We start from the raw sequence: 15,259 nt of genomic DNA, 5'->3' as shown, positions 1-15,259 counted from the left end.
CAAGGAGACAAGACGATGAGCACCGCGGCAAGGCCCGTCATCTCGGAAATGCGGCCGAAGATAACCGTTATTGGTGTCGGCGGTGGCGGCGGCAACGCGGTCAACAACATGATTGCCGAAAATCTGCAGGGTGCGGAGTTCATCGTCGCCAACACCGATGCCCAGGCACTGACCATGTCGAAAGCATCGCGGCTGATCCAGCTGGGTGCCCATGTCACGGAAGGCCTGGGCGCCGGGTCGCTGCCGGCGGTCGGCCGCGCGGCAGCCGAGGAATCGATCGACGAGATCAGGGACCACCTAGCGGGAACCCATATGTGCTTCGTGACCGCCGGCATGGGAGGCGGAACTGGAACCGGTGCCGCGCCCGTCATAGCGAACGCTGCACGGGCAGCCGGCATCCTGACGGTGGCGGTCGTCACCAAGCCGTTCACCTTCGAAGGGAAGCGCCGCATGCAAGCCGCCGAAGAGGGCATCGAGCAGCTTCGCGAATGCGCCGATACCGTGATCGTTATTCCGAACCAGAACCTCTTCAGGATCGCCGACGCAAAGACGACTTTCGCGGACGCCTTCGCCATGGCTGATCGCGTCCTTTATTCCGGCGTCGGCTGCATAACCGATCTCATCGTCAAGGAGGGGCTGATCAATCTCGACTTCGCCGACGTGAAGTCGGTGATGCGCGACATGGGCCGCGCAATGATGGGTACCGGGGAAGCCACGGGCGAGGACCGCGCCAGGAAGGCCGCCGAAGCGGCGATAGCAAACCCACTTCTCGACGAAGCCTCGATGATCGGCGCCAAGGGCGTCCTGGTCTCGATCTCGGGCGGCATGGACATGACGCTGTTCGAAGTCGATGAGGCCGCCACCCGCATCCGCGAGGAGGTCGACGCCGACGCCGACATCATCGTCGGCGCCATATTCGACCGGGCACTCGCCGGAAAATTCAGGGTCTCAGTCGTCGCGACAGGATTGCGGCAGGGCCTGGAGATACCGCAGTAGGCAGGATCCGGGCTGCTGATTTATGAGTCTGGTGGACCGTGGTCATGGGCTTCGCCACCGAAAAGTCGGCCCGCAAGCCCGCACCATTGAACTTGCCGGTGAATTTGCGTTGCCGGCCTAGGGACCGAATTCGTTTCGAGGCCGCTGCCACGAATGCGCGAACTCGCATCAGCGCCGCCGCGGAACCGCCCCCAACTGCAACCGCCGCGAATGCGCTTCGACCCGGATCCCCAACAGGAGGCCATACGGATTGACCACGGCAGACATTTCGCCTGCGATATGGCCAGCATCTGCTGACCACATGATCGGCCCTTTCTGATCGCTGATGCGGGCTCGCTGGATATGGCACAATAAAACCGGCATGGGTCAGGCGTCGGGAGCATCCAGTGGCGGCCAGCCTCGCAAGCACTATATCGAAGAAAAACTCAGGTCGACCCGACAGGAGCATACTCCATGGCTGACACGCCGACACCCGATGCTTCGTTTCTCGCGGCCCTGACGACAGAGCATTTCGTGCAGCAGACAGCGATCAGCACGTCCATAAGTGAAATGGCGTCGCGAACGACCATCTACATTATGTCTCTGTCGAGCGCTCTGGTGGCAACGGGCTTTGTTACGCAGTCCTCCGAGTTCTTCCTGCCGTTTGTCGCGGTTGTGCTGCCATCGGTCTTTTTACTGGGTGCCTTTACCGTCTTGAGGTTGGTCGACATCGCCGCTGAGAACATGCAGGCCCATATCGGCATTGCCCGGATCAGAGCCTACTATCGAACTTTGGGCGACGAGGCTGCCTTCCAGTTTTCCAAGGAATTCGGTCGCTGGCCCGAAAATGACGCCGAACCTTCTCTTCGTACTGGGCCTCTCCTGGCGTACCTGACCACCGCAGCGACTATGATCGCATTCATAAATGCCATCGTCGCTGCGGCGGGCGTTACTCTGCTTGCGTTTCGTGTCGGTGCAGAACTATTGCTCGCGCTGTGTCTTGGTGCTGGAACAGCAATCGGCTTGATGACGATTTTCTATTTATACCAGCGCCTTCGGACGAAAGGCATGGTCCGCATTGCCAAACCCTATGGTTCTGAAAAAAGCGTGCTTTGAGCGGGTAATGAATGTGGTGTTTGTCTGAACGCCGCCGGCATGGCAATTCCGATCTCATTGACGACCAATGCTCCACGCCCCTCGCAGGCTGTTCGCAATGGCGAGCCCTTTCGGGATCGAGATATTTGCGCAAACTTTTTTGCCCGGCATGCGTTGTTCGTTCTCCGAGCACAGGAGAAAGCCATGCAGACTAAGTCGCAGACTTCAGCCGAAGCCGCCAAGCAACGCCATATCCAGCGTGGTATCGACGCCAAAGACGAGACGAAGAGCAATGGCAAAATGCAACAAGCGATGCAAGCCGGCGCTCGCAAATATCCCGAGCCACCTTTTCCCGAGCAGCATCAACCCAAACCGGGGCATGAATGGGCGATCGAGCCCGCTCCGCTCTACGATGCGCCTTACTACCTCGGATCGAAAAAACTCGATGACAAGGTAGCGCTTATCACGGGTGGTGATTCCGGCATCGGCCGTTCGGTGGCAGTCTTGTTCGCCCGCGAGGGCGCCGACATTGCGATCGTATACTTGAGTGAAGACAGGGACGCCGAAGCGACCAAAAACGCCGTCGAAAAGGAAGGCCGGCGTTGCATACTGATAAAAGCCGATGTCAGTGAACGCGAGCATTGCCGCAACGCCGTGGCGCTGACGGTCGAAAAATTCGGCAGGATCGACGTGCTGGTCAACAACGCCGCTTTCCAAATCCATTCCAGTGACTTCAACGACCTGACCGAGGAACATTTCGACACGACGCTGAAGACCAATCTTTACGGCTATTTTCATATGGCGCAGGAGAGCGTGCCGCACATGGAGCCGGGCTCCGCGATCATCAATACCGGTTCGGTGACCGGCATCGACGGTTCCAAGCAACTGGTTGACTATTCGATGACCAAGGGCGGCATTCATGCCTTCACGCGAGCGCTTTCGGGCAATCTGATCGGCAAGGGCATCCGGGTAAACGCGGTCGCGCCAGGTCCGGTGTGGACGCCGCTCAACCCTTCGGACAAGGAAGCCGACGACGTCTCGAAATTCGGCGCGGATACGCCGATGAAACGGCCAGCGCAACCGGAAGAACTTGCCCCGGCTTACGTGTTCCTCGCCTCGTCGCATTGCTCGAGTTACATCACGGGAGAGATCCTGCCGGTGGTCGGTGGCTACTGAGGTCGCGGAACGTATTTCATTGCATTGGGCTACCGAGTAGACGGCACGCGACGACGTCGTCTCCAGGGAGACGCTTGCCGTGCTCGGTCGCTTCAAGAAACGCGTGATCGGTGCCGTGGGCCGCCGCTGCACGGCACCCGCCACGGCTCCGGAGCAATAGCGCTCCGCGTTGGTCGAAATCCTCGCCCGCGTTTTCAGTTTTCTGAATTTCCGCTTGGAACTCTCCCGCCGGCATCCCGTTCAAACATCATTGAGCCAGGAGAACGACCATGCCACGAGGCGACAAATCGAAATACAGTGACAAACAGGAACGCAAAGCCGACCACATTGCCGCAGGCTATGAGAAGCGCGGTGTTTCCGAGAAGGAATCCGAGCGCCGGGCATGGGCGACCGTCAACAAGGACGATGGCGGCGGCAAGAAAGAAGGCGGCTCGGGTCGTGGTAAACACACCGGACACCCCGCGGCCCACAAGGGTGGGAAAAGCGGCGGCAAGGCATCGGCTTCACGGTCAGCCGCAAGCCGATCGGAATCGGCAAAGAAGGCAGCGGCAACACGCAAGCGGAATGCCGAGCACCATGCCCATTAACTGCCCCGCAACAGGTTCGGAACGCCATGAAACTCAAGCTCGCTGACCGCCTTCGCAACCGACAAGAGCATCGCCGACAAGAACATCGGCAGTGCCTCTTTGACTGCGATCGGAGCGTTCGGCGCCGCCTTGATCGATCTTGATGCGTGAGGTTGGCAAGCGCCTACCCGGCTCCTTGGCCATCAAGGGCGGATGTCTCTGTGGCAGGATCCGATTCAGCGCCGGGATCGAACCGAGGGTTCACTACTGCCACTGCGATATGTGCAGACGAGCGACCGGCAGCGCGTTTGCAGTTCTTGCCTGGATGCCCTGCCAAAGCCTGAGCTGGAATTCCGGAACGCCAACATATCGAAGGTCTTCGCCGATCGCGCAAAGAGGCTTCTGCCCAGAATGCGGGTCGCCGCTCAGCCTTTGCTACGACGCGTCGCCAACCGAGATCGCGCTGCACGTCGGTACCTTCGATGATCCGGCTCACCTGGTGCCTCGGTACAACTACGGTTCAGCGCAGCGCCTTGGTTGGGTGTGCTGCGGAATAGACCTACCGGACCGCGACACCGAGGAGCGCTGGTAGCGCCGCGAACGACCCAGATTGCCGATCAGGAATGCGGCCCTTGTCGCCGTGCCCCGAAAGTGCGGTCTCGATCTGCCCGGCCTGCCGACGTCGCCAGACCGTCGACAATCCCTAAGCGCTAGCCGGTTTTGATCCTTTGGGGGGCCGCATTCTCTATCGCGAAGAAAATCGCTTCGAACAGATCCTCGTCGCGGAAGGGCTTGCCGAGCAAGGGCACGTCGGCTGGCCGATCGGCAATCTCCCGGGCATCGGCATAGCCCGTGATCATGACCGCTGGCCAGTCCGAGCGCAAATTGCGCGCGAAGCGGATTACGTCGACGCCGGATACGAGTGGCATGGCGAAGTCGGTGATAATGACGTCGAACTTGTCGGGAGTGCGCTCCATCATGGCCAGCGCCTCCGCCCCTCCTCCCGCGCAGGTCACCTCGAAACCGCGCTGGCGAAGGGACTCGGCGGTCAATTGCCGCAAAACATGGCTGTCGTCGATCAGGAGGATTGATGGGTGCTCCATTCCGGCATCGGCGAACGCTCGTTCAATGTCGGGTTCCACCGCAGGATCCACCGGCTGTTCGGTCGAACGTGGCAGCCAGAGTTGCATGGTAGTTCCGCGGTTGACGACGGTTTCTATGCGAAGTGTCCCACCTGACTGCTTCATGAAGCCGTAGACCGTGCTGAGACCGAGGCCCGTTCCCTTACCGACCGGCTTGGTGGTGAAGAACGGTTCGACGACCTTGGCGACAAGATCGGGTGGTATGCCGGATCCGGTGTCCTTGACGGCGATCAGGACATAGTCGCCCGGCGGAATATCCTCTGTTTGCGTCACGATCGATCGATTCTGCGCATGCACGGTTATTGTCCCGCCAGAGGGCATGGCGTCACGCGCGTTGAAAACCAGATTCATCAGGGCCAATTCAAGTTGGCCTGCATCGACATGCACCGGCCAGATCGTGTCATCGATCTGCCAGTCGAAACGGATCAACCCCCCCAGTACGGGCGCCACCAATCCGTTCATCGTGTCGTTCAGCGCAGCAAGGCGCACCGCTTCCGGCTTCAGGGTCTGGCGCCGCGAGAATGCCAGCATTCGCGCCACAAGGTCAGCGCCTTGTTTTGCAGAACGCCGCGTCAGGTCGAGTACCTGTTGCGCCTGATCATCCAACGTGGCTCGGCGTTCAAGCAGCCCTAACCCACTGAGAATTGCGGCGAGCAGGTTGTTGAAATCATGCGCCAGGCCGCCGGTTAGCTTGCCGATAGCGTCGATGCGCTGGGATTGAAGCAGCTGATCCTCAAGACCGCGCCGCTCGGTGATGTCAAGCAATGTGCCGATGATTTCCGGTTCACGGCCATCTGAGCCGTCCGACATCACCCCCTGGTCGAGAAAAATGCGATACTCGCCATTGGCGCATTGCCAGCGGAACTCGCACGTATAGGAGCCGGTGGTTTTTGCCGCCAGCAGCGCTTCCCTCAATCGCGGCAGGTCGTCCGGATGAACGCGGCTGAGACCGAACTCTGGATCCGATGTCAGGTATTCAGGCGCAAAGCCGGTCAAGCGCTCGACGCCCTCCGTAACAAAGCGCGCCGCAAAGGGCGGCTCGGCTGCCCGAGCATGAAAGCAGACCGGCAACGAATTCAGGATGGCGTCCTGCCGTTGCTCGGCGCTGCGCAGCGCGCGTTCGGCCTGAAGCTTGTCCTTGTGCGCCTGCAACGCCTGCGCCAATAGTCCCTGCTCGACCTCCGCCTTGCGCTGGATCTCGAGCGTCTTCTCGTGGAGTTCGACGAAAACCGCGACTTTCGAACGCAGCATGATCGGATCGAATGGCTTGAACACATAGTCGACCGCGCCGGCATCATAGCCGCGCAGCATATGCGCATCCTCCTTGTTGATGGCGGTCAAGAAGATGATTGGGGTGCGCTTGGATTGCTCGCGCTGGCGGATAAGTGCGGCCGTTTCATACCCGTCCAACCCTGGCATGAGGACATCCAGGAGAATGACGGCGAACTCCTCTTTCAGCAGAAAGCGCAGAGCCTCTTCGCCCGATTGGGCGCAGATGACCTCCCCGATAGTCGCGAGCACTTCGCTGATCGCCAGCAGATTGCGCTCATCGTCGTCCACCGCCAGGATACGGGCTCTTGCCGGCCCTTCGGCAAGAGCTGCGACCTCAAGTTTCCTTACCCTGTTTCTTGCCAGCTTTTGCATCGAACGGCCGTCAGTTCGCTGCCAGGAGAATTTTTTCCGGGCTCTCTACACGGGATCGGGCACGCCCGATCCAGACACGAAGCAGCGCCAGCAGGAGATCCAGGTCGACGGGTTTGGCGATATAGTCGGAAGCCCCGGCATCCAGACATTTTTGCCGATCCCCCTTCATCGCCTTTGCGGTGACGGAAATCAGCGGGATATGAGCAATCGCCGGTGTGCCGCGAATCCGCCGCATCGTCTCGTAGCCGTCCATCTCCGGCATCATGATATCGATCAATGCCACGTCGACATCGGGCGCCTGTTCAAGAAGCGCGATGCCATCACGGCCCCGCTCGGCATGCAGAACCTGTATGTCATAGGTCTCCAGAACACTGGTGAGCGAATAGATATTGCGAATGTCGTCGTCGACGATGAGAACCTTCGCCCCGGCGAGATCGGACTTGCCGTTGTGTTCAGTTCCTGCCCAGGCCTCTTGGCGACCTTCTCCCGGCAGCGTTGCCGAAATATGCAGCGCCAATTGAGCGAAGTTCTCCGCCCGCGGTGCTTCCGCCAAGGCCGGGTTCAATGCCAGTACCTGTTCAAGCGCGTCCGGGTGAGGCATAAAGAACAGCAGCTGCGGCAAGGCTTCGCCGAATTGGCCGGTGATCTCGTCCAGCGCCTTTGCGTTGTCCTTGGCGGAGCGTCCAAAGCCGAGCACGACGGCATCATAGGAGGCGAGGCCAACGTCTTCTGCATTTGCCGCAACACGACCGATCGCGGTGACCGACGTTACGCCGTCGCGGATTGCCTCGACCAGAGCCAGACGCCGCTCCGGGTCAGGGTCCACGACCAGAACGCGGCGCTGAACGCGGAGCTTCTTCGAGTGGATATCCTGAAACACCTTCATCAGCTCGTCCGAGGAAACGGGCTTGGTGGAAATGCTGGACGCCCCCTTGCGTGCGAGACTGTCGATGTCTTCGGCACCCGAGATGACATGGATAGGAATTCCCCTCGTCTTCTGGTCATGCCGCAGCAGATCGAAAAGCACCCAGCCATCGATATCCGAAAGTCCGAGATCAAGTGTGATTGCGTCGGGAACGAGCTTGCGGGCCAATGCCAGCGTGCCGGAACCTGCAGTCGACAGAACGCCTTTCAGCCCGGCCGACCGGGCGAGGCCAAGCAGCAACCCGCCAAAGGTCGGATCGTCTTCGACGATCAACACGATCCGATCGGTGGGTAGGATTGAATCGCGGTCGTCGATCAGCTCTGCCGAGGGCGGACTGCTGAGCAGAGCTGTCGCAGCAACCGCCTCCGCCGCCGGAGCCAAGGTCGACTGTACTGTCGTCACGCGGGGGCCGTCGAACGGGATGATGAGGGTAAATGTCGACCCCTTGCCCGGCGTGCTTTCGACCCGCAATTCGCCGCCAAGCAAGCGAGCGATCTCGCGGCTGATCGAGAGCCCAAGGCCGGTGCCGCCATACTTGCGGCTGGTGGTGCCGTCGGCCTGCTGGAAGGCCTCGAAAATCAGCTTCTGTTTGTCTTCTGGAATGCCAATGCCGGTGTCGGTGACGGCGATCGCGAGAGCCTTCACCGGCTGCGTCGCGCCATTGCGGCGGCCGGCCTTTTCAACCCGGAAGTTCAGGCTGACCTCGCCTTCCGAGGTGAATTTGAATGCGTTGGAAAGCAGGTTGAGGACAATCTGCTGCAAGCGTTTCTCATCTGTGCGGACCGTGTCGGGAAGCGCCGGATCGACCTTGATGGTGAAGCCAAGTCCCTTGTCGGCTGCCAGCTGACGAAAAGTTCGTTCCATATGCTGGCGAAGATGCGTCACCGGCATATCGTTGATGTCGATGGAAACAGTGCCCGACTCGATCTTCGACAGATCGAGGATATCGTTGATGAGGCTGAGAAGATCGGTTCCTGCCGAATTGATGGTGCGGGCGAACTCTACCTGTTTTTCGTTGAGGTTGCCGTGCTGGTTGGTCGCCAGCAGGTTTGACAAAATGAGCAGCGAATTGAGCGGCGTGCGCAGTTCGTGGCTCATATTGGCCAGGAATTCGGATTTGTATTTCGACGTGAGCGCCAGTTGCTCGGCTTTTTCCTCCAGCGCGCGTCGCGCCATCTCGATTTCGAGATTCTTGTTTTCGACCTGCTTCTTTTCGTTCTCGAGCAGCTGCGCCTTTTCCTGCAGCTCCTCGTTCGTCGCATGCAGCTCTTCCTGCTTTTTTGTCAGCTCGGTTTGACGCGCTTGCAATTCCGACGTCAGCAGTTGCGACTGCTTGAGCAGGCCCTCCGTGCGCATCGTCGCAGCGATGGTGTTGAGAACGATGCCGACGGATTCCATGAGCTGGTTGAGGAACGACTGGTGTGTGTCACGAAACTCGCCGAACGAGGCGAGCTCGATGACGGCTTTGACTTCATCCTCGAACAGGGCAGGCAGGATGATGACATTGGCTGGCGAGGCGCTGCCAAGACCAGATGTGACCCGAAGGAATTCTGGCGGCACATTGTCCAGCATGATGGCGCGCTTGTCGGCGGCACTTTGCCCAACCAGGCCCTCTCGCAGATCAAGCCGCTGCTTGATGGCAGCCTTGCTCTCGGCGCCATAGGAAGCCGCCAGCTCAAGATAGGATTCCTCCTCGTCGCGATTGGTGACGTAGAACACCCCATACTGGGCGTTCACCAGAGGAGCGAGTTCGGACATGATGAGCCGCGAGACGGTGGCAAGGTCGCGCTCGCCTTGCAGCATGCGCGAAAACCGGGCGAGATTGGTCTTCAACCAGTCCTGCTCGGCATTCTTCAGCGTCTGATCCTTCAGATTGCGGATCATTTCGTTGATGTTGTCTTTCAGCGCGGCGACCTCGCCGGAGGCTTCGACGCTGATCGAACGGGTAAGATCGCCCTTGGTCACCGCCGTCGAAACCTCGGCGATGGCACGCACCTGGGTGGTCAGATTGGCAGCGAGTTGATTGACATTGTCGGTCAGGTCGCGCCAGAGGCCGGCGGCACCTGGCACACGCGCCTGACCACCGAGCTTACCCTCGATGCCCACCTCACGGGCGACGTTGGTCACCTGGTCGGCAAAGGTGGCAAGCGTCTCGATCATGCCGTTGATGGTGTCGGCCAGCAGGGCGATCTCTCCCTTCGCGTCGACCGTCAGTTTGCGCCTGAGATTGCCTTGCGCGACCGCCGTCACGACATCGGCGATGCCGCGCACCTGATTGGTCAAGTTCGTCGCCATCAGGTTGACGTTGTCGGTCAGGTCCTTCCAGGTACCGGCAACACCTTCGACGCGCGCCTGGCCACCAAGCTTGCCCTCGGTGCCAACCTCACGCGCGACTCGGGTGACCTCGCCGGCGAAGGAGTTCAACTGGTCCACCATGGTGTTGATGGTCGACTTGAGCTCCAGGATTTCGCCCTTCACATCGACGGTGATCTTCTTCGACAGGTCGCCGCGCGCCACGGCGGTCGTGACTTCGGCGATGTTGCGCACCTGGCCGGTCAGATTCTCGGCCATCGAGTTCACATTGTCTGTGAGATCCTTCCACGTGCCGGCAACGCCGCGCACCTGCGCCTGGCCTCCCAACTTGCCTTCCGTGCCGACCTCGCGTGCCACGCGCGTGACTTCCGAAGCGAAGGAATTAAGCTGGTCCACCATTGTGTTGATGGTGTCCTTCAGCTCCAGGATCTCGCCGCGGACATCGACGGTGATCTTCTTCGAAAGGTCCCCGAGCGCCACGGCGGTGGTTACCTCGGCGATGTTGCGCACCTGGCCGGTCAGGTTGGCCGCCATGGCGTTGACGTTTTCGGTCAGATCCTTCCACGTGCCGCCGATGCCGCGCACCTGGGCCTGGCCGCCGAGCTTGCCATCGGAGCCGACCTCGCGCGCCACACGTGTCACTTCCGAAGCGAAGGAATTGAGCTGGTCGACCATCGTGTTGATGACGTCCTTGATCTGCAAGATCTCGCCCAGCGCGTCGACGGTGATCTTCTGGGTCAAGTCGCCGGTCGCTATGGCCGTTGCCACCTTCGACACGTCACGCAACTGCACCGTCAAATTGCCGGCCATGGCGTTGACGTTGTCGGTCAGATCCTTCCAGGTGCCACCGACGCCTTCGACATGCGCCTGGCCACCAAGCTTGCCTTCCGATCCCACTTCGCGGGCCACACGCGTGACCTCAGAGGCGAAGGAGTTCAGTTGGTCGACCATCGTGTTGACGGTGTCCTTGAGCTCCAGGATCTCGCCTTTGACGTCGACGGTGATCTTCTTCGACAGGTCGCCGCGCGCCACGGCGGTGGTGACTTCTGCGATGTTTCGAACCTGGCCAGTCAGGTTGGCGGCCATGAGATTGACGTTGTCGGTCAAATCCTTCCATGTGCCGCCGACGCCCCTCACCTCTGCCTGGCCGCCCAGCTTGCCTTCGGTGCCGACCTCGCGTGCCACGCGCGTCACTTCCGAGGCAAAGGAGTTCAGTTGGTCGACCATCGTGTTGATGGTGTCCTTGAGTTCCAGGATTTCGCCTTGCACGGCGACCGTGATCTTCTTGGACAGATCGCCCGACGCGACCGCCGTGGTCACCTCGGCGATATTGCGCACCTGACCGGTCAGGTTCTCGGCCATCGAGTTGACGTTGTCGGTGAGGTCCTTCCAGGTGCCGGCGACGCCGCGCACCTGCGCCTGGCCGCCAAGCTTGCCTTCGGTGCCAACCTCGCGTGCCACGCGCGTGACCTCGCCCGCGAATGAATTCAGCTGGTCCACCATCGTGTTTATCGTGGATTTCAGCTCGAGAATCTCGCCCTTCACGTCCACCGTAATCTTCTTCGACAGGTCGCCCAAAGCCACCGCGGTCGTCACTTCGGCGATGTTGCGCACCTGGCCAGTCAGGTTCTCGGCCATGGAATTCACATTGTCGGTCAGATCCTTCCACGTACCACCAACACCCTCAACGCGCGCCTGGCCGCCAAGCTTGCCTTCAGTGCCGACCTCGCGCGCCACGCGCGTCACTTCCGAAGCGAAGGAATTAAGCTGGTCCACCATCGTGTTGATGGTGTTCTTCAGTTCTAGGATTTCGCCCTTGACATCGACTGTGATCTTCTTCGACAGGTCGCCCGACGCGACCGCCGTCGTAACCTCCGCGATGTTGCGCACTTGCCCGGTCAGGTTCGTGGCCATCGCGTTGACGTTGTCGGTCAGATCTTTCCACGTGCCGGCGACGCCCTTGACCCGGGCTTGGCCGCCGAGCTTGCCTTCCGTACCGACCTCGCGCGCCACGCGCGTCACCTCAGAGGCGAAGGAGGCCAACTGGCCGACCATGGTGTTGACGATCTTGCCGATGCGCAGGAATTCGCCGCGCAGCGGTCGGCCATCAATTTCGACCATCATGGTCTGCGAAAGGTCGCCCTTGGCGACGGCGCCGATAACGCGCGCAACCTCAGCCGTTGGCTGAACCATGTCTTCGATGAGATCATTGACTGAACGGACACTGGATTCCCAACTGCCGGTGGCATTGCGAACCCGGCCGCGCTCGCCTATCCGCCCCTCCTTGCCGACGACCCGGCTCAAGCGCTCGAACTCGCGCGTCACTTGGTCGTTGAGGTCAGCGATCTCATTGAAAGTCTCAGCTATCTCAGAATCGAGGCCTTCATAAACATTGTCGATGCGGACGGAGAAATCGCCGCGCCGGAAGGCTTTCAGAGAATTCAGGATGCTTCGACGGTCCAATTGCTTCTTGGATGCCTGCACGGTCACAGCGCCACTCCCAGCCCTATGGATTTATACGGATAAAGTTGCCCCCGCGGCCAATGGTGGATCGCGCCGCAAGACCCCAAACGCGGCATCTTCAATTTTGTTCCATCGTGCCGTGAATTCCAGGCCGACGGTTGCGCCTTGGTTTGAACGCCGGATTTTCATGATGCGGTTGTGGATTTATCGTGCTTCAGCCGACCACGACACGTCATAGCCGTTTGCCATTGCCAGAGAGGCATGAATTGCGTTGCGCAACTCGGAAGGCGAGGCAGCCACCCGGTGGTCGAAGCTCACGGCAATTTTCTTGCCGGACATGGCATGGACCATAAGCCCGACAATTCCTCGTCGTCGCAGCGACACTCAGGAAACTTGCGCGGATTCCATCGACCGCAAACGCCGTCGACACAATGTCGTCAGCGCGATTGCCAGCGACTAGGTTTCAAGGTCAATGACTTCGCTTTTCAGCAAATCACCCTCCCAGCGGAAGGCCGACGGCAGAGGCGCCGGATGTCTCGCAAAGATTGCTAGATGCCGGCATCGAGTCTTCGGCGCTGTATCCTGTCCATTCTATGACGGTTGGCCGCGCTGTCGATAGCTCTGCAAGGCTTTGTACGCTTCCAGACACTGATTCACGCGAGCGAGCAGATCAGGCAATCGTGCCGTTCATATACGTTTTCCGGTTCACTGTAGTGCCGTCCGCCAACTGAAACAGTCCGCCCGACCAGAATGACGATTGTCGGCCCTTTCACTTGAAGCCCCCCAGATCAGCGAGTGAGTTGTGGCCAACACTCCAACACCTCCGCCATGCTGGCCGCCTCAATCTGCTCACTGAAGCGGGAATGGTAGACTTCCATCAGTGCGTCATGGGTCTGGTCGGCAGAGCTGCAGATGGCATCGGTGACGAGAATGACGCGAAAGCCACGATCGATGGCGCCAAGCACGGTCGCGAGAACGCAAACGTCGGTTTCGCCACCGGTGATCACGAGCGCACGCACGCCGGAGCCACTCAGCAGCGCGTCGAGCCGCCCCTCGGTCCAGGGCGAATAGACATGTTTGTCGACCACCGTCGCCGGCGGTACAAATCGTGCAAGTTGAGGCATCAGCTCGATCAGGCGCGGATCGATGTTGGAAAGGGTTACCTCCGCCCACCGACGATAGTAGTTTGCCCACATTCCCGGCGCCTCGCCCGGGCGGGCGGCAGGAATGAAGCGCGTGAACAGGGTACGGCTGGCATGTCTGGCGACCAGTTCTTCGATCGCCGGGACCACCTTTTCAGCCCACGGCACGGGCCAAGGTCCACCCGGCGCAAACAGGCGCTGCATGTCGACGCACAGATGCAGGCCATCGTCGCCTATTGGTCCGTGAATCAATCCTTGGGCGGCCACTGGTGGATTCCGTCGGGTTTGGGTTACTGGCCTGCCTGCCGCGCTGCATCGGCCTCAGCCACATCAACAGTGTAAAGCAATTCACCGTTTTCGTTGGATACCCTCACAAGCCAGCCGGACAGAGCGTCCGTGCCAGGCTGCAGGTCGGCGAGAAGATCGATTGCGCAGCGGATAGCTTCGGACCGGGCCGCCTCAAGGCTCGCCATCCTCGACGGCGGTATGCGTCGGCTGGTTTCGCCATCGCGATACTCAAAGACATATACGTCGCCGGCGCCGTCGCTTGCAGAGGTTATCTCGACCTGGCCGAAATTGCCGTTGCTGCTCGCGTCATATTCATTGGCTGCGAGATCAAAGGTCGCTGTCTGGACCAGGATTGCCTTTGCGCGGGCAAGCACGTCATCTTCAGCTTGTGTCCCGACGTTTGCCATGTCCACCGTAACGCAGTCGCCGCCCTCGCCGCAAAATATCACCCGGCGAACCGACTGCCCGTCTGGCGCCCTGGCATTCACCACTTCGGTCCGAACGACTTGCATGACACTCTCCTGCCTGTGTCTGACAATGTTCATGGTGCGCTTTCGGTTCCTGCGGATGCAGGCGCCGGCCCGGCTGTCGAGACTGACAGGACTTCCCCACCGGACATTCACGGTGCACCGAGCCCCCGCCGCAGGAACAATTCGAACGGAAACGCGTTGCCCTAGCTGGAAACGGGATAAGCGCAAAATGGCCGCGCCACGTGCTGCTTGGAAGGGCTACTTGAAGGTTGGTTCGGTTACTTGCGGCGTGAAGATTGTCGGCGCAACCAGCGAAGCATCCAAGATCCATTTCAAGATTTTGAACCGCAAGGACGGTCTGCCGGTCAGGAGCGTCTACGCCGACGAGGAGACCGGAAAGCTGGTGGATGCAGCGGATCAGGTGAAGGGTTTCGAGATCGAAAAGGACGAATTTCTCCAGATCGAACCTGACGACATAAAGGCGTTGAAGCTGACGTCGAAGCACACGCTCGAAGTCGGCGAATTCGTATCGATTGACGATATCGATACGCGCTATCTCGAGAAGCCCTACTATCTGATCCCGGCCGACGGCGCCGCAATCGAAGCATACGGAGTGATCCGCGATGCCATGAAGAACAAGGGCGTGGCCGCTCGATCCTGCGTGGTGCTCTACCAGCGCGGCCGCGAAGTGCTGATTCAGCCCTATGGCAAGGGGATGGTGATGACCGAGCTTCGCAACCACAACGAAATGGTTTCGGAAAGCACTGTGTTCGATGGATTGGCCAAGCAGAAATACGACCCCGATCTGCTCGAAATCGCCGGCATGCTTATTGACAAAAAAGTGACGACCTTCGATCCCTCGAAATTTGAAGACACCTATGAAGACGCGCTGATCGCCATGATCGATGCAAAGCGCAAAGGCAAGAAGCTGCCGAAGCCCGCACCAAGGCCACAGGAGAATGTCATCAACCTCGCTGAGGTGCTGAAGAAGAGCCTCAAACAGGAAGGGCTGGCGAGATCCACAAAGAGAGCCTCACCGAAACGCAAGACAGCATAGTTG

At 59.9% G+C, this 15,259-nt stretch carries 11 protein-coding genes; 6 read left to right on the top strand and 5 right to left on the bottom strand.

What is annotated here, in order from left to right; genetic code table 11:
* Positions 1-15 precede the first annotated feature (15 nt).
* From ftsZ to NKI37_RS19300, 5 genes are all read left to right on the top strand, one after another.
* On the top strand, positions 16-996 hold the full coding sequence (gene ftsZ, locus NKI37_RS19320; RefSeq protein WP_023702103.1) for a cell division protein FtsZ: 981 nt from the start codon (positions 16-18) through the stop codon (positions 994-996).
* 453 nt (positions 997-1,449) lie between these two features.
* The gene (locus tag NKI37_RS19315; RefSeq protein WP_023702102.1) at positions 1,450-2,091 is read left to right on the top strand and encodes a hypothetical protein; all 642 of its coding nucleotides are present in this window, start codon (positions 1,450-1,452) and stop codon (positions 2,089-2,091) included.
* A gap of 183 nt (positions 2,092-2,274) precedes the next feature.
* Entirely contained in the window at positions 2,275-3,246 is a 972-nt protein-coding gene (locus tag NKI37_RS19310; protein ID WP_023687856.1) for an SDR family oxidoreductase, read from the top strand.
* A gap of 269 nt (positions 3,247-3,515) precedes the next feature.
* Positions 3,516-3,833, top strand: coding sequence for a hypothetical protein (locus NKI37_RS19305; protein ID WP_023687854.1), 318 nt, complete (start codon positions 3,516-3,518; stop codon positions 3,831-3,833).
* 142 nt (positions 3,834-3,975) lie between these two features.
* Positions 3,976-4,404 (top strand): GFA family protein, encoded by a 429-nt coding sequence (locus NKI37_RS19300; protein WP_081731301.1) that lies wholly within the window; start codon positions 3,976-3,978, stop codon positions 4,402-4,404.
* A 118-nt stretch (positions 4,405-4,522) separates the two neighbouring features.
* Here the strand turns inward: NKI37_RS19300 and NKI37_RS19295 are convergent, their stop codons facing one another.
* The 5 genes from NKI37_RS19295 to NKI37_RS19275 form a co-directional block, all read right to left on the bottom strand.
* Positions 4,523-6,598 (bottom strand): PAS domain-containing hybrid sensor histidine kinase/response regulator, encoded by a 2,076-nt coding sequence (locus NKI37_RS19295; protein WP_352787359.1) that lies wholly within the window; start codon positions 6,596-6,598, stop codon positions 4,523-4,525.
* 10 nt (positions 6,599-6,608) lie between these two features.
* Positions 6,609-12,320 (bottom strand): HAMP domain-containing protein, encoded by a 5,712-nt coding sequence (locus NKI37_RS19290; protein ID WP_352787484.1) that lies wholly within the window; start codon positions 12,318-12,320, stop codon positions 6,609-6,611.
* 183 nt (positions 12,321-12,503) lie between these two features.
* Positions 12,504-12,638, bottom strand: a complete 135-nt coding sequence (locus NKI37_RS19285) for a hypothetical protein (RefSeq protein ID WP_280790991.1) — start codon at positions 12,636-12,638, stop codon at positions 12,504-12,506.
* Positions 12,639-13,087: 449 nt separating this feature from the next.
* Complete coding sequence (locus NKI37_RS19280; RefSeq protein WP_023687850.1) at positions 13,088-13,708, bottom strand: cysteine hydrolase family protein; 621 nt, start codon at positions 13,706-13,708, stop codon at positions 13,088-13,090.
* A 23-nt stretch (positions 13,709-13,731) separates the two neighbouring features.
* A complete protein-coding gene (locus tag NKI37_RS19275) occupies positions 13,732-14,274 on the bottom strand; it encodes a DUF6894 family protein (RefSeq protein ID WP_352787364.1) in 543 nt (180 codons plus the stop codon).
* On the opposite strand from NKI37_RS19275, the gene ku reads away from it, so the two are divergent.
* Positions 14,267-15,256, top strand: coding sequence for a non-homologous end joining protein Ku (gene ku / locus NKI37_RS19270; protein WP_502896298.1), 990 nt, complete (start codon positions 14,267-14,269; stop codon positions 15,254-15,256). The two genes, NKI37_RS19275 and ku, sit on opposite strands and share 8 nt — an antisense overlap.
* Positions 15,257-15,259: the final 3 nt, after the last annotated feature.

It is taken from the genome of Mesorhizobium sp. M0626 (assembly GCF_040320665.1).
Classification (GTDB): Bacteria; Pseudomonadota; Alphaproteobacteria; order Rhizobiales; family Rhizobiaceae; genus Mesorhizobium.
The sequence above is the reverse complement of the archived record's forward strand: the minus strand, read 5'-3'. Positions and strand labels throughout refer to the sequence as shown.